The sequence below is a fragment of the Desulfovibrio sp. X2 genome, assembly GCF_000422205.1.
Classification (GTDB): Bacteria; Desulfobacterota; Desulfovibrionia; order Desulfovibrionales; family Desulfovibrionaceae; genus Alkalidesulfovibrio.
Genome location: NZ_ATHV01000021.1, coordinates 71,874 through 86,609, shown reverse-complemented (window position 1 = coordinate 86,609; position 14,736 = coordinate 71,874). Strand labels below are relative to the sequence as shown.

The window sequence follows — 14,736 nt, the reverse complement described above, 5'->3', positions numbered from 1 at the left end:
AAGACGGCATACGAGATTAGCTCCCGGTCTCGGCATTCCTGCTGAACCGCTCTTCCGATCTCGGCCGCCCCTGCGCCGCGCCCCCGCACTCCTGTGCCTTCACGCAGCAAAGGGGCAGCACGTGCACCTCGTGAAGGGGCAGGAGCCCCGGTCCGGCGCCTGCGAAAAAGTTCACGCATTCCCGGCCGGGCCGGACATGCCTCCCCTGTCTCGCCCTGAGCCTTTTTATCCGCTTTTCCGGGACCTCAGGCCTCGTGAGCGGAATCGATTCCCCCTTGTCATTCTTTCGGCCCCGGGCATAATTCATCATTAGCTCCCACTCTCCACGCAGTCGTGCGGCGGGAAGCAGCCGCGCGGCCGCCCCTCCCTTCCTCCCGAGCTTCCCGGCAGGACATGAAAAGCCAGGAGGTGCGCCGATGGGCGTCATGATGCAGGCATTTTACTGGGATTGTCCGCAGGCCGAGAACCGTGTCGGCGGCTGGTGGAACTATCTGCACAGCAAGACGGCGGATCTGGCGCGTGCCGGGGTGACCGCCCTGTGGCTGCCGCCTGCGCATAAGGCCGGAAACGTCTCCGGCCTGTCCATGGGATACGATCCCTACGACTACTACGATCTCGGGGAATTCGACCAGAAAGGCGGGATCAAGACGCTCTTCGGCTCGCGCCGCGAACTCGAGGACCTGATCGGAGAGATTCATGCCCAGGGCCTGCAGGCGTATGCCGACATGGTCCTCAACCACAACAACGGCGCAGACACCACGGAGGTGAACGACCTCGACCACGTCGAGCGCTGGACGCTCTTTCGGCCCATGAGCGGCAGATTCCCGCGCGACAGGACGAGCTTCCATCCGAACATCTACGAACGGTGGGACAACGAGACCTTCGGCGACATGCCGGACCTCTGCCACAGGAACCCGGATATCTACCGCGGCATGCTGGATCTGGCCCGGTGGCTGGTGGAGGAGATCGGCTTCGACGGCTTCCGCTACGACTTCGTCAAGGGCTACGGCACCTGGCTCATCAAGAGCATCCAGGAGTACCGCTACGAGCGCGGCGGCCGGGCGGTGAGCCCTTATGCGGTGGCCGAGAACTGGGACAGCGAGCGGGCCATCGCGGACTGGCTGCAGGATGCCAATGGCTGGAGCGACAATCCGGTCGGGGCCTTCGACTTTCCCTTGCGCTGGGAACTCAAGGCGCTGTGCGACTCCTACGGCTACGACCTTCGCTCCCTGTGCAGGCCGGATCTCCTGTTCCGCGCCTGCCCGGCCACGGCCGTGACCTTCGTGGACAACCACGATTTCCGCGGAGGGGATACGCCGGAGATCGCGAACGACAAGCTGCTCGCCTATGCCTTCATCCTGACTCACGAGGGGTATCCCTGCGTCTACTGGAAGGACTACGCCGTCTACGGCTTGGCCATGTCGGGGACGCCCCACGGCATGGACGCTCTGATCCGGGTGCATGAAGAGCTCGCCGACGGACCAAGCCGCGTCCTCTGGGCGGACGAGACCCTCTATCTCATGCAGCGCACGGGGAGCGTCGGTCGGGAAGGACTCGTGCTCGCGCTCAACAACCACGGCGGACAATGGCGAGGGGAGCGGGTCTTCACAGGGACAGCTGGCGGCCGCTGGACGCCTGCCGCGTGGTGGAGCGCGCAGACGCTCGACATGCCGCAGGACCAGCCCGACAGCGCGGAGGGCATGGCCGAATTCTGGGCCCCGCCGCGCGGCTATGCCGTCTACCGGTGGGTTCCGTAGACCGATGGCGGCAAATGCCGAAAAAGCGAGAGGCCGCCCGGAAGGCGGCCTCTTAGAGCGGAAAATCGTGGCGTCCCCGGCGCGATTCGAACGCACGGCCTGCTGCTTAGGAGGCAGCTGCTCTATCCTGCTGAGCTACGGGGACGCGAAGGAAGACGATGTTTTTATGCAGCCTGGGGCTCGGATGTCAAGATGAACACATCGACAAGAGGTACAAATTTTCATACAGTTATTTACAATCGTTCCAATTGGACTATACTCCATCCCGATTTTCATTCCCCCGCGGACGGCGCTCAGGCCGCCCGCCATGCCAAGGAGAACATATCATGCGCACACTCTCCAAACGCCTGCTGCCAGGTCTTTTCCTGGTCCTCTTCATGGCGGCCACAGCGTACTCGGCCACCCTGCCCGACTTCACGGAACTGGCCGAGGAAACCGGCAAGGCCGTGGTGAACATCTCCACTGTGAAGATGGTCAAGGGCAACGACGCGATGCGGGAATTCTTCCAGTCCCACCGTCCGCCGCGTGGCCAAGGCAACGGCCCCATGGACGACTTCTTCGACCAGTTCAACCGCTTCTTCGGCGAACAGCAGCCGCAGCGGCCCCACAAGGAGGGCGCGCTCGGCAGCGGCTTCATCATCTCCGATGACGGCTACATCGTGACCAACTACCACGTCATCGCCGGGGCCGACGAGATCAAGGTCAACCTGCTCGGCTCGGACGAGTCCTATCCGGCCAAGATCGTCGGCCGCGACAAGGAGACCGACCTCGCCCTGCTCAAGATCGACGCCAAACGCACCCTGCCCACCCTGACCTTCGGCGACTCCGACAAGGCCAAGGTGGGCCAGTGGGTCCTGGCCATCGGCAACCCATTCGGCCTCGGCCACACGGTCACCGCGGGCATCATCAGCGCCAAGGGCCGCATCATCGGCGCAGGTCCCTTCGACAACTTCATCCAGACCGACGCCAGCATCAACCCCGGCAACTCCGGCGGTCCGCTGATCGACATGAACGGCCACGTCATCGGCGTGAACACCGCCATCGTGGCCTCGGGACAGGGCATCGGCTTCGCCGTGCCGAGCAACATGGTCAAGACCGTCATCGAGCAGTTGAAGACCAAGGGCAAGGTTTCCCGCGGCTGGCTCGGCGTGACCATCCAGGACGTGAACCCCGATGCGGCCAAGGCCCTGGGCCTGCCCGAGGCCAAGGGCGCCATGGTCGCCAACGTGCTGCCCGGACAGCCCGCCGACAAGGCCGGACTCAAGACCGCGGACGTCATCACCAAGGTCAACGGCGAGGACGTGGCCGACTCCGCCGAGCTGCTGCGCCACATCGCGGCGCTGAAGCCCGGTCAGACCGTGCACCTTACCGTCTGGCGCAAGGGCAAGAGCCTCGACCTGACGGCCGTGCTCGGCCAGCGCGACACCGAGAAGCTCGCCGAGGCGAACGGCGGCCAGCCCGGACAGATGCAGCCCGAGGCCAAGATCGACGGCCTGGCCCTGCGTCCCGTGACCGAGCGCGAGGCCAAGGCGCTCGGGCTCGAAAAGCCCCAGGGCCTGCTGGTCGTGGACGTGGAGCAGGATTCTCCCGCCGACCAGGCCCAGATCGCTCCCGGCGACGTGATCCTCGAGGTCAACCAGCAGCCCGTGTCCAGCGTGGCCGACTTCGAACGCGTCTACAAGACCGAGGGCAAGACCAAGGGCGTGCTCCTGCTGCTCATCAAGCGCCAGGGCCACAATGTCATCAGGACGATGACGGTTCCCCACTAACCACCTGGGGGAGGGCTTCGGCCCTCCCCTTTTTTCCCCAATGAAGACCTTCCCTCCCGCTGTCCTCACCGCCCCCTGCAAGGTCAACCTCGTGCTGCGCATCACGGGCCGCCGCGAGGACGGGTACCACGAGCTCGAAACGCTTTTTCTTCCCCTTCCCGAGCCGCACGACGTGCTGCGCGTGACGCCGGGCGAACCTGGCCGAGGCCTGCTCCTCGACTGTCCGGGCGTGGACGTGCCCGCGGAGAAGAACCTCGTCCACCGGGCCTGCACGGCCTTCGCCGCGGCCACGGGCATTCCCCCGGACGTCCGCGTGCTGGTGGAGAAGCACATTCCCTCGGGTGCCGGGCTCGGCGGCGGCAGCTCGGACGCCGCGGCCATGCTCGCCTACCTGAACGAGCACGCGGGGGCTGCCGCGCTCACGCCCGAACGGCTGGCCGAAACCGCGCTCGGCCTGGGCGCCGACGTGCCCTTCTTCCTGCTCGGACGTCCCGCCCTGGCGCACGGCGTGGGCGAGCGGCTGCAGCCTGTCGAAGTCGATCTTTCCGGACTCCACCTGCTGCTTCTCTGCCCGTCCGAACACGTGGATACGGCCTGGGCCTACCGCGAATGGGACGCGCGCCGCCTGGGCAAACCGCACGGCGCCGGGCTGCCGCAAGTGTTGACAGGCCCAGGTGAAATGGATACAGGCTCTCTTTGCCCTTGGCCTGTCTGCCTGGAAAACGATTTCGAAGCCGCGGTTTTCCCGGCGTTTCAGACTCTTAGACGGTACAAGGAAGAGTTGTTGCGGCTCGGAGCGGCAGGGGCCGTCATGAGCGGAAGCGGCGCGAGCATCGTGGCCGCTTTTCGCGACTTGAGCACGGCGAATGCCGCTGCGCGCGCCCTGGCCGGGACCGGGGAGGAAAAGGCCCCCGGGGCCTTCATACACAGTCCCTGACGCAGGGGAGTAGCCAAGGTGGTAAGGCAACGGGTTTTGGTCCCGTCATTCGAGGGTTCGAATCCTTCCTCCCCTGCCATTCATACAACGCAAGGTTCTAGAGAAATGGCGCTGCACGGAGATCTGAGAATTCTTTCTGGTACGGCCAACCCCCAGCTGGCCGAGGCCATTTGCGATCACATGGGGTGCAAGCTCACCCCCATCCTGGCCGAGACCTTCAGCGACGGCGAGATCCGCATCGAGATCGGCGCCAACGTGCGCGGCGCGGACGTCTTCGTCGTCCAGCCCACCTGCTCGCCCGTCAACTTCAACCTCATGCAGCTCGGCCTGATCCTCGACGCGCTCAAGCGCGCCAGCGCCTCGCGCGTCACGGCCGTGGTGCCCTACTACGGGTACGCGCGCCAGGACCGCAAGGTCGTGCCCCGCGCGCCCATCTCCGCCAAGCTGGTCTCGGACTTCCTGTCCGTGGCGGGCATGAACCGCCTGCTGACCATCGACCTGCACGCCGGACAGATCCAAGGCTTCTTCGACCTGCCCGTGGACAACCTCTTCGCCGCGCCCGTCCTTCTTTCCTACATCAAGGAAGCCTACAAGGACGAGGACGTGGTGGTGGTCTCCCCGGACGCCGGCGGCGTCGAGCGCGCCAGGGCCTACGGCAAGCGCCTGGGCGCCAGCCTGGCGATCATCGACAAGCGCCGCGACGAGCCGAACAAGGCAAGGGCCATGAACCTCATCGGCAACGTCAAGGACAAGATCGCCATCGTTCTCGACGACATGATCGACACCGCCGGCACCATCTGCGAGGCCGCGGGCGTCCTCATGGAGCACGGCGCGAGCAAGTGCGTGGCCTGCGCCACCCATCCGGTGCTCTCCGGCCCGGCCATCGAGCGCCTGGAAAATTCGCATTACGCCGAGGTCGTCGTCACCGACACCATCCCCCTCGGCCCCAAGGCCAAGGAATGCAGCAAGATCAAGGTCATGTCCGTGGCCGGTCTGCTGGCCAAGGCGATCCACAACATCCATACCGAATCCTCGGTGAGCGTCCTCTTCGTCTAGAAGAGGGGCCCGCCACACGACGCAAAGGAGTTTTACGATGTCCCAGCAAGTCGAACTGACCGCAGCCGCCCGCTCCGAGACCGGCAAGGGCTCCTGTCGCACCATGCGCAGCCAGGGGCTTGTTCCGGGCGTGTTCTACAACGGGGAAGGCGAGAACATCCTCGTCCAGATCCCGGAGCTGGCCCTGTCCAAGGCCTACGAGAAGGTGGGCCTGTCCCACGTTCTGACGCTCAAGATCGAGAAGGACGGCGTCGTCACCGATAAGCCGAGCCTCGTCCGCGAGTTGAAGCGCCACCCCGTCAAGCGCCAGATCCTGCACGTCGACTTCCTGGGCATCGACCTGTCCAAGAAGATCCGCGTCGAGATCCCGGTCCGCATCACCGGCAAGTGCAAGGGCGTCGTCCTGGGCGGCCAGCTGACCGTCTTCCGCGACATCCTGACCATCGAGTGCCTGCCGCTGAACGTGCCTGACTTCATCTCCATCGACGTCACCGAGATGGAGATCGGCCAGAACCTGCAGGTCGCCGACGTCAAGGCTCCCGAAGGTGTGGACGTGGTCTACGACGAGAACTTCTCCGTCGTCGGCGTGCTCGCTCCCGAGGCCGAGGCCGAAGCCGCCGCCGAGGCCTAAACCCCTGGACTTCCCGTCTGCAAAGGGCTCCAAGGGCCTCCTTGGAGCCCTTTGTCGTTCGACGCGCCGCATATGGACTACAAGGGACTGATCGTCGGCCTGGGCAACCCCGGGCCGCAGTACGCTTTCACCCGCCACAACGCGGGATTCATGGTCATCGACGCCGTGCTGGCCGAGATCGACGCCAAGCCGTACCGCCGCCGCATCAAGCTGCCCTCTCCGTCGGACTTCGAGCTTTGGAGCGTCTCCCTGCCGCGGGTCAAAGGCGACTTCCTGCTGGCCAAGCCCATGACCTACATGAACCTCTCCGGCAAGGCCGCCGTGCGCATCTGCATGGAGAACGGCATCAAGCCGGAGCAGGTCCTGGTGGCGCACGACGAGATGGATCTGCCGTTCGGCCGCCTGAAGGCCAAGCTGGGCGGCGGCACGGCCGGACACAACGGGCTGAAGTCCATGGTGGCCGAGCTCGGCACCGACCGCTTCGCGCGTCTTCGCGTCGGCATCGGCCGTCCCCCCGAGCACACCGCCGTGACCGACTGGGTGCTCTCGCCCTTTTCCGCGCAGGAGGAGCAGGCGCTGCCCGAGATCATGCAGGCGGCACGCGACTCCCTGCCCCTCTTCTTCGCCCCGGGGGGCAAGGGGCTCGCGGCGGCTCAGCAGTTCCTGCACGTCTTCGAAGCCACCCCGAAAGGGACGGAACCGGAGAACGGACCGGATGCTTAGCGCGGCGCATTGGACTTGTCGAAGCGTTTAGCGTATCAACATCCTTGGTCTGTTCTTGGGATGTGGAGGAAATTCGTTGTTCGAAATCAATGAACTGGTCGTCTATCCGGCGCAAGGCGTCGGAAAGGTGGAGCGGGTCGAGACGCAGGAGATCCGGGGCGCCAAGACCGAGTTCTACATTGTCCGCATATTGGCGAACAACGTCACGCTCATGGTTCCCGTGGCCAATGCCGAGTCGGTGGGCCTGCGCTCCGTGTGCACCCGCGAAGAGGGCCAGACCGTCCTCGAGGTCCTGAAGGACCGGTCTGACTTCACCGGATATACCGGCCAGAACTGGAACCGGCGCTACCGCGAATATTCCGAAAAGCTGAAGAGCGGCAACCTGCGCGACGTGGCCTACGTCCTCAAGGAGCTCCTGCTGATCGGCCGCGACAAGGAACTTTCCTTCGGTGAACGTCGCCTGCTCGAGCAGGCCATGAGCCTGATCACGCTGGAGCTCTCCTTCGCGCTCGAACGCGACCAGGAAGAGATCCGGGAGTCCATCCAGGAGATGTTCGCCGACGTCCTGAACGAAGACGGGAAAATGTAACACGGCTCTTGCCAACCGCCACGGATTCCGCTAAGTGGCAAGAGCGCTGAATCCAGAAACCACGCCAAAGCATCCGGTTTCATCCGTTGTTCTTATAGTACAGTACAGAGCCGGCCGCGCCTGCCCGCGCCGGAGTGTAACAATTCATTCGCGGGAAAAACTAACCAAAAACATTTCGCGGCGACCGGCGATTCACGCCGGCTGTCCGGAGCGTCGCCCAGTCATGACACGCCCTGCCCGCGGCCGTAAGAAAGCCGTAAAAGAACCGACTCTGGCCCCTGCCGAATTCCCCCTGCCCGACGAAGAACCCGTTCCCACCCCAGAGCCCACATCTCGAGGTTGCCCGATGAATCTCTCCGAGTTGAAGCTGAAAAGCATGACCGATCTGATGGAGCTCGCCTCCGAATTCAAGATCGAGAACCCCAGCAACATGCGCAAGCAGGAGCTCATCTTCGCCCTGCTGCAGGCATGCGCTTCCCAGAACGGCGCCATCTTCGGCGAAGGCGTGCTGGAGATACTGCCGGACGGCTTCGGCTTCCTGCGTTCCCCCATGTACAGCTACATGCCGGGGCCCGACGACATCTACGTCTCTCCTTCCCAGATCCGTCGCTTCGGCCTGCGCACCGGCGACGTGGTCTCCGGGCAGATCCGCCCGCCCAAGGAGGGTGAGCGCTACTTCGCCCTGCTGCGCGTCGAGCACATCTGCTTCGCTCCGCCCGAAGCCACCAAGAGCGTGGTCCTCTTCGACAACCTGACGCCCATCTACCCTGACGAACGCTTCGTCATGGAAAACGGCGAGAAGAATTATTCCTCGCGGGTCATCGACCTGCTGGCGCCCATCGGCAAGGGGCAGCGCGGCATCATCGTCGCCCCCCCGCGCACCGGCAAGACCATGCTCCTGCAGACCATCGCCAACTCCCTGAACGCCAACAATCCCGACGTCTACCTCATCGTCCTGCTCATCGACGAGCGCCCCGAGGAAGTCACGGACATGGAGCGTTCGGTGCGGGCCGAGGTGGTCAGCTCCACCTTCGACGAGCCGCCGCAGCGCCACGTCCAGGTGGCCGAGATGGTCCTCGAGAAGGCCAAGCGCCTCGTCGAGCGCAAGCGCGACGTGGTCATCCTGCTCGACTCCATCACCCGCCTGGGCCGCGCCTACAACGCCGTGACGCCCTCCTCCGGCCGCGTCCTCTCCGGCGGCCTGGACGCCAACGCCCTGCAGCGCCCCAAGCGCTTCTTCGGCGCGGCGCGCAACATCGAGGAAGGCGGCAGCCTGACGATCATCGCCACGGCCCTCATCGACACGGGCTCGCGCATGGACGAGGTCATCTTCGAAGAGTTCAAGGGCACCGGCAACATGGAGATCTACCTCGACCGCCATCTGGCCGAGAAGCGCATCTACCCGGCCATCGACATGAACCGCTCCGGCACCCGCAAGGAAGAGCTGCTGCTGCCCGACGAGGTGCTGAACCGCGTCTGGATCCTGCGCAAGGTGCTGGCGCCCATGAATTCCATCGACTCCATGGAGTTCCTCCTGGACAAGATGCGCGGCACCAAGAACAACGGCGATTTCCTGAACATCATGAACCGCTAGGTGCTGCGGCACGGCACACGGATTGACGAGGGGGCCTTTCGGGCCCCCTTTACGTTGTGGGGGACCAGGGGTAGAACGCAGGCAGACTCTCGGAACCGGACAACGGGAACATCGTGACATACAAGCCGCCGCGCCTCAGGGACGCATTCCTTCCGGCCATCCTCACGGCCGCCCTGGTGGTGCTCCCCACCCTTTTCCTCTCGATCGCGCCCGCGCGAGCCGCCCTGTTCGACTTCACGATCAAGGACGAAGCCGAGCTCGGCCGCAAGTTCGAGCTGGCCGTCCGCTCCCAGATGCCGATCATCGAGGACCCGGAGATCAAGGGATACATCCAGGACCTCGCCAACCGCCTGGTCGCGGTCATGCCGCCCCAGCCGTGGACCATCAAGACCAACGTCATCCGCAGCAGCGTGCTCAACGCCTTCGCCGGTCCGGCCGGGCACGTCTTCATCTATTCGGGCCTCATCCTCTCCCTCGAGCACGAGTCGGACCTGGCCGGCGTCATGGCGCACGAATTCGGCCACGTCGCGGAACGCCACCTGGCCCAGAACATCGAGCGCGCCCAGATCATCGGCCCCATGGCGCTGCTCGGCATGCTCGCGGGCGCCTTCCTGGGCAGCGGCTCCACCAAGGCGGCCCTGGCCGTGGGCTCCGGAGCGATGGCCCAGAGCACGATGCTGGCCTACTCGCGCGAGAACGAGCGCGAGGCGGACCAGGACGGCCTGACCTACGTCACCAAGGCGGGCTTCAACCCCTGGGGGCTGGTGCGCGGCTTCAAGGTGCTGCAGCGCAAGCAGTGGTACGCGGGCCAGAACATCCCCACCTACCTGGCCACCCACCCCGGCCTCGACGAACGCATCAACTACCTCTCCGGCCGCGTGGAACTGCTGCCCAAGAACATTCAGGACCGGCCGGAGCACGACGGACGTTTCCTGCGCGTGCAGACGCTCCTGCGCTCGCGCTACAGCGACACCACCCTGGCCATGGGCTTCTACGAGCAGAAGCCGAAGGCCGAGTGGACCGCGGTGGACTACATGGGCTACGGCATCCTGCTCGAACGCCTGAACCGCATGGGTGATGCCCGCGAGCAGTTCGAGAAGGCCCTGTCCATGTCGCCCATGGACTCCCTGGTGGTGCGCGAGGCAGGCCGCTTCTATTTCCAGACAGGCGACTTCGACCGCGCCTCGCTGCTGCTGCAGAAGGCGGTGATGCTCAACTCGCACGACCTCATGGCCCTGTTCTTCTACGCCCGGCTCCTGGGCGAGCAGAAGGAGTACGCCCAGGCCATCGACTACATGGAACGCATCGAAAAGCGCCTGCCCGACGACTCCGAGATCCGCTTCTACCTGGGACGGTTCTACGGCGAATCCGGCAACCTCTTCCAGGGGCATCTCCAGCTGGCCTACTCCGGCCTCTACAAGAACGACAAGAAGCAGGCGGAATTCCAGAGGAAGCAGGCCGAGCAGTTCAGCAAGACCGAGGACGACAAGAAGGCCCTCGAGGATTTCGACAAGGCGCTGAACGAGCGCGCGGAGATGTGGTGATCAGCGGCGACGGTTCCGCACCGGCCCTTGCGGCCTACCGCCCCGCCGCCTCTTCCTGCCTGCTCACGCATCTGCCGAACGGCCTGCGCATCGCAGTCGAGTCCCTGCCCGACGTGCGCTCCGCCGCCGTGGGCATCTGGGTCTGCTCGGGCTCGCGCCAGGAGACATCCGGCCTGGAAGGCGCCGCCCACCTCTGGGAGCACATGGCCTTCAAGGGCACCACGCGCCGCAGCGCGCTGGACATCGCCATGGCCCTGGACCGCCTGGGCGGCCTGTCCAACGCCTTCACCGGCCGCGAGGAGACCTGCTTCCACGCCCGGGTGGTGGACACCGGCGTGGCCGAGGCCTTCGACATCCTTGCCGACCTCGTCCTGCACCCGCTTCTGGACGCCCGTGAACTGAAGCTCGAGAAGGACGTCGTGCGGCAGGAGATCGCGGCCGTGGACGAGACGCCCGAGGAATACGCCTTCGAGACCTTCTGGAAATCGCTCTGGGCCGATCCGGCCCTGGCCCATCCCATCCTTGGCACCGTGGCCTCGGTGAACGGGCTTTCCCGCGCGAAGCTGCTCGAATGGCGACAACGCTGGCACGCGCCCGAGCGGCTGATCGTGGCCGCCTGCGGCGCGGTGGACGCGAATGCCCTTGTCGCTGCGGCCGAGCGGGCCTTCGGCGGACTGCCGTCCGGCCCTGCCGCCGCCCCCGCCCCCGCGGCTCCGCGCTTCAGGCCCCGCGCCCTGGCCGAGGAACGGGACAGCGAGCAGTGCCACGTCTTCCTGGCCTTTCCCGCGCCCGGCCTCACGGACCCGCGGCGCTACGCCGTCTCCTGCCTGGCCACGCTGCTCGGCGGGCAACTCTCCTCGCGCCTCTTCCAGGAGGTGCGCGAGAAACGGGGGCTGGCCTACTCCATCTCCGCGAGCCCGCATTTCCTCTCCGACTGCGGCGTGCTCGAGATCTACGCCGCGGCGCAGCCCGACCGCACGGACGAGCTCCTGCACGTTCTGCGCGGCGAGCTCGAGGCCATAGCCGGGTGCGGCGGATCGGCGAAAGCGGTCACCGAGGACGAGCTCGACCGCGCCCGGGAACACCTCACCGGGCTCCTCTACCTCGGCGCCGAGTCCACCGAGGAGCGCATGCTGCGCCTGGCCCGCAACGTGGCGGTCTTCGGCCGCCAGGTGGAACTGGACGAGGCGGCGGCAGCCCTCGCCGCCGTGACCCTGGACGACGTGCGCGCAGCGGCCCGCGAACTGGCCAGGCTCGACAAGGCCGCGCTCTGCGTGGTCGGGCCGAGCGTCGATCCGGCCTGGGCAGAAACCTTCGGGACCTCCTTCGAGCGGCCGTGATGCGGGAGGAATGCGTCTGGCCGGTCGGCGACGGCCGCCTCGCGGTGCGCCGAGGCGACCTGACGCGGGCGGAAAGCGCGGCCATCGTCAACGCCGCGAACTCCTCGCTCCTCGGCGGAGGCGGCGTGGACGGAGCCATCCACCGCGCGGCCGGACCAAGGCTCCTCGCCGCCTGCAAGGCCATCGCGGCCGAGCGAGGTCCCCTGCCGCCCGGCCGCGCCGTGATCACCCCGGGCTTCGACCTGCCGGCCCGCTTCGTCATCCATACCGTGGGTCCCATCTGGCAGGGAGGAGGCTGCGGCGAGCCGGACGTCCTCGCCTCGGCCTACGACGAATCCCTGCGCCTGGCAGCGGAAAACGGACTTTCGGACATTTCCTTCCCGGCCATAAGTTGCGGGGTTTATGGCTATCCGGTAGCATTGGCGGCCCCGCTGGCCATAGGGCGCCTCACGGCGGCCCTGGCCGCTGGCCTCGTGGCCGAGGCGGCCATGGTCCTCTTCTCGACCGAGGCCTTCCAGACCTGGGCCGGGTGCGCCCGGGATGCCCTGGGCAACCCGTCGGACCATCCTTAGGACTCCCGTCGGCAATCTTCAGGGCCTCTTTCGGGCACCTTCGGCGGGCAGACCACTTGCGGAGTGAATTGATGAGCGAATCGACGAACGGACAAAACGGCCTCAGGGGCACGACCATCCTCGCCGTGCTCGACGAGCACGGCGTGACCGTGGCCGGGGACGGCCAGGTGACGCTCGGACAGAGCATCGTGGTCAAGCACGGCGCGCGCAAGGTGCGCCGCCTGTACAAGGACCGCATCGTGGCCGGCTTCGCCGGTTCCACGGCCGACGCCTTCACCCTCTTCGAACGCTTCGAGTCCAAGCTCGAGCAGTTCAAGGGCAACCTCGCCCGCGCCGCCGTGGAGCTGGCCAAGGAATGGCGGACGGACAAGTACCTGCGCCGTCTGGAAGCCATGCTCCTGACCAGCGACGGCCGCCAGATCCTGATGCTCTCCGGCAACGGCGACGTCATCGAGCCCGACGACGGCCTGGCCGCCATCGGCTCGGGAGGGGCCTACGCCCTGGCCGCAGCGCGGGCGCTTCGCCGCCACGCGGACATGCCCTCGCGCGAGACCGCCGAGGCGGCCATGCACATCGCGGCGGAGATCTGCGTCTTCACCAACGACAACCTGGTCATCGAGACCTTGGAAGCATCCTAGAAATCCATGAGCAACGACATCACCAACGGCGCGGCCAAGCCCTCCCGGCTGCCCGCGCGCGACCCGGACGACTTCGAGGCCACGACCTCGCTCACGCCGCGCGAGATCGTCTCCGAGCTGGACCGCTACGTCATCGGCCAGGCCGAGGCCAAGCGCATGGTGGCCATCGCCATGCGCAACCGCTGGCGCCGCATGCGGCTCGATCCCTCCCTGCGCGACGAGATCGCGCCCAAGAACATCATCATGATGGGCCCCACGGGCGTGGGCAAGACCGAGATCGCCCGCCGCCTGGCCAAACTCTGCAAGTCGCCCTTCTTCAAGGTCGAGGCCACCAAGTTCACCGAGGTTGGCTACGTGGGCCGCGACGTGGAGTCCATGGTCCGCGATCTCATGGAGATCGGCGTGAACCTGGTCAAGGGCGAAGAGGCGGCCAAGGTCAAGGTCCAGGCCGAGAAGCGCGCCGAGGACATGCTCCTCGACCTGCTCCTGCCCGGCAGCCGTCCGCCCGAGAGCGGCGCCGTTCCCGGCACGCCCGATGCCCCTCCCCCGCCGCCCGACCCGGCCTCCACGCGCGAGAAGTTCAGGAAGCTCTGGCGCGAGGGCAAGCTCGACGACCGCGAGGTGGAGCTGGACGTCGCCGTGCAGGGCGGACCGCAGAGCGAGATCATGGCCATTCCGGGCATGGAGGACATGGGCTTCCAGCTCAAGGACATGCTCGCCAACGTCTTTCCCCAGAAGCGCAAACGCCGCCGCACCAAGGTACGCGACGCATACGAACTGCTCATCCAGCAGGAGAGCGAGAAGCTCGTGGACATGGACCGGGTCATGGACATCGCCCGCGCCCGCGTGGAGCAGTCCGGCATCCTGTTCATCGACGAGATCGACAAGATCTGCACGGGCGAGCGCAAGGGCGGCCAGGGCGCGGAAGTCTCGCGCGAAGGCGTGCAGCGCGACCTGCTGCCCGTGGTCGAGGGCTGCGTGGTGAACACCAAGTACGGCATGGTCAAGACCGACCACATCCTGTTCATCGCCGCGGGCGCCTTCCACACGGCCAAGCCCTCGGACCTCGTGCCCGAGCTGCAGGGCCGCTTCCCGCTGCGCGTGGAGCTGACGGACCTGGGAGCCGACGACTTCTACCGCATCCTGACCGAGCCGAAGAACGCCTTGTCCGTGCAGTACACGGCGCTGCTCGGCACCGAGGGGCTGTCCGTGGAGTTCGCGGACGATGCGCTGCGCGAGATCGCCGAGGTGGCCGAGGAGATCAACCGCGAGACCGAGAACATCGGCGCGCGCAGGCTCTCCACGATCATGGAGCGCCTGCTCTCCGAACTTTCCTTCAACGCCCCGGACATGGGCGGACAGCAGGTGCGCATCGACCGCGAGTACGTGAGGAACGCGCTCGCCGACGTGCGCGAGGACCGCGACCTGTCCCGCTACATTCTCTAGCAGGCTGTTGAAAAATGGCGATCTGCCGCGTCAGCGAAAAAACCAGCCCGCTTATGTATGGAGAATACACGGCGCGTCCTGTTTTTTTCGCTTCCTTGCATCTCACCATTTTTGAACAACCAGCGTTTTTTTAACGTTTC

13 protein-coding genes and 2 tRNA genes are annotated in these 14,736 nt (G+C 65.9%); 14 read left to right on the top strand and 1 reads right to left on the bottom strand.

All coding sequences use genetic code 11. The annotated features are described in order from the left end of the window. Positions 1-416: 416 nt before the first annotated feature. Positions 417-1,757 carry an alpha-amylase family glycosyl hydrolase gene (locus tag DSX2_RS08435; protein ID WP_020880749.1) on the top strand — a complete coding sequence of 447 codons (1,341 nt, stop codon included), beginning with the start codon at positions 417-419 and terminating at the stop codon, positions 1,755-1,757. 68 nt (positions 1,758-1,825) lie between these two features. On the opposite strand, the gene DSX2_RS08430 is transcribed toward DSX2_RS08435, so the two are convergent. Then, positions 1,826-1,902, bottom strand: a tRNA-Arg gene (locus DSX2_RS08430). A 181-nt stretch (positions 1,903-2,083) separates the two neighbouring features. On the opposite strand from DSX2_RS08430, the gene DSX2_RS08425 reads away from it, so the two are divergent. From DSX2_RS08425 to hslU, 13 genes are all read left to right on the top strand, one after another. Beyond that, positions 2,084-3,526: a DegQ family serine endoprotease gene (locus DSX2_RS08425; protein ID WP_020880748.1), complete on the top strand. Its 1,443-nt coding sequence runs from the start codon at positions 2,084-2,086 to the stop codon at positions 3,524-3,526. Positions 3,527-3,566: 40 nt separating this feature from the next. Then, positions 3,567-4,463, top strand: coding sequence for a 4-(cytidine 5'-diphospho)-2-C-methyl-D-erythritol kinase (ispE, locus tag DSX2_RS08420; RefSeq protein WP_020880747.1), 897 nt, complete (start codon positions 3,567-3,569; stop codon positions 4,461-4,463). A gap of 3 nt (positions 4,464-4,466) precedes the next feature. Beyond that, positions 4,467-4,542: transfer RNA gene (locus DSX2_RS08415), tRNA-Gln, on the top strand. 26 nt (positions 4,543-4,568) lie between these two features. Further along, the gene (locus tag DSX2_RS08410; RefSeq protein WP_020880746.1) at positions 4,569-5,519 is read left to right on the top strand and encodes a ribose-phosphate pyrophosphokinase; all 951 of its coding nucleotides are present in this window, start codon (positions 4,569-4,571) and stop codon (positions 5,517-5,519) included. Positions 5,520-5,556: 37 nt separating this feature from the next. Further along, positions 5,557-6,150, top strand: a complete 594-nt coding sequence (locus tag DSX2_RS08405) for a 50S ribosomal protein L25 (protein ID WP_020880745.1) — start codon at positions 5,557-5,559, stop codon at positions 6,148-6,150. A 72-nt stretch (positions 6,151-6,222) separates the two neighbouring features. Then, on the top strand, positions 6,223-6,873 hold the full coding sequence (gene pth, locus DSX2_RS08400; protein WP_035041394.1) for an aminoacyl-tRNA hydrolase: 651 nt from the start codon (positions 6,223-6,225) through the stop codon (positions 6,871-6,873). A gap of 76 nt (positions 6,874-6,949) precedes the next feature. Further along, a complete protein-coding gene (locus DSX2_RS08395; RefSeq protein WP_020880743.1) occupies positions 6,950-7,462 on the top strand; it encodes a CarD family transcriptional regulator in 513 nt (170 codons plus the stop codon). A gap of 346 nt (positions 7,463-7,808) precedes the next feature. Then, entirely contained in the window at positions 7,809-9,056 is a 1,248-nt protein-coding gene (rho, locus tag DSX2_RS08390) for a transcription termination factor Rho (RefSeq protein WP_020880742.1), read from the top strand. Between the two features lie 113 nt (positions 9,057-9,169). Further along, positions 9,170-10,600, top strand: coding sequence for a M48 family metallopeptidase (locus tag DSX2_RS08385; RefSeq protein WP_020880741.1), 1,431 nt, complete (start codon positions 9,170-9,172; stop codon positions 10,598-10,600). Next, on the top strand, positions 10,597-11,940 hold the full coding sequence (locus DSX2_RS08380) for a pitrilysin family protein (protein ID WP_020880740.1): 1,344 nt from the start codon (positions 10,597-10,599) through the stop codon (positions 11,938-11,940). Before DSX2_RS08385 ends, DSX2_RS08380 begins: the two co-directional genes overlap by 4 nt. Continuing rightward, on the top strand, positions 11,940-12,512 hold the full coding sequence (locus DSX2_RS08375; protein ID WP_020880739.1) for a macro domain-containing protein: 573 nt from the start codon (positions 11,940-11,942) through the stop codon (positions 12,510-12,512). Before DSX2_RS08380 ends, DSX2_RS08375 begins: the two co-directional genes overlap by 1 nt. Before the next feature lie 71 nt (positions 12,513-12,583). Further along, a complete protein-coding gene (gene hslV / locus DSX2_RS08370) occupies positions 12,584-13,150 on the top strand; it encodes an ATP-dependent protease subunit HslV (protein ID WP_020880738.1) in 567 nt (188 codons plus the stop codon). Between the two features lie 6 nt (positions 13,151-13,156). After that, a complete protein-coding gene (gene hslU, locus DSX2_RS08365; protein WP_020880737.1) occupies positions 13,157-14,596 on the top strand; it encodes an ATP-dependent protease ATPase subunit HslU in 1,440 nt (479 codons plus the stop codon). Positions 14,597-14,736 lie beyond the last annotated feature (140 nt).

Coding starts and splice junctions, on each gene's coding strand:
- DSX2_RS08435 (WP_020880749.1), top strand. CDS start 417: ATGGGCGTCATGATGCAGGCATTTTACTGGGATTGTCCGCAGGCCGAG.
- DSX2_RS08425 (WP_020880748.1), top strand. CDS start 2,084: ATGCGCACACTCTCCAAACGCCTGCTGCCAGGTCTTTTCCTGGTCCTC.
- ispE (WP_020880747.1), top strand. CDS start 3,567: ATGAAGACCTTCCCTCCCGCTGTCCTCACCGCCCCCTGCAAGGTCAAC.
- DSX2_RS08410 (WP_020880746.1), top strand. CDS start 4,569: ATGGCGCTGCACGGAGATCTGAGAATTCTTTCTGGTACGGCCAACCCC.
- DSX2_RS08405 (WP_020880745.1), top strand. CDS start 5,557: ATGTCCCAGCAAGTCGAACTGACCGCAGCCGCCCGCTCCGAGACCGGC.
- pth (WP_035041394.1), top strand. CDS start 6,223: ATGGACTACAAGGGACTGATCGTCGGCCTGGGCAACCCCGGGCCGCAG.
- rho (WP_020880742.1), top strand. CDS start 7,809: ATGAATCTCTCCGAGTTGAAGCTGAAAAGCATGACCGATCTGATGGAG.
- DSX2_RS08375 (WP_020880739.1), top strand. CDS start 11,940: ATGCGGGAGGAATGCGTCTGGCCGGTCGGCGACGGCCGCCTCGCGGTG.
- hslV (WP_020880738.1), top strand. CDS start 12,584: ATGAGCGAATCGACGAACGGACAAAACGGCCTCAGGGGCACGACCATC.
- hslU (WP_020880737.1), top strand. CDS start 13,157: ATGAGCAACGACATCACCAACGGCGCGGCCAAGCCCTCCCGGCTGCCC.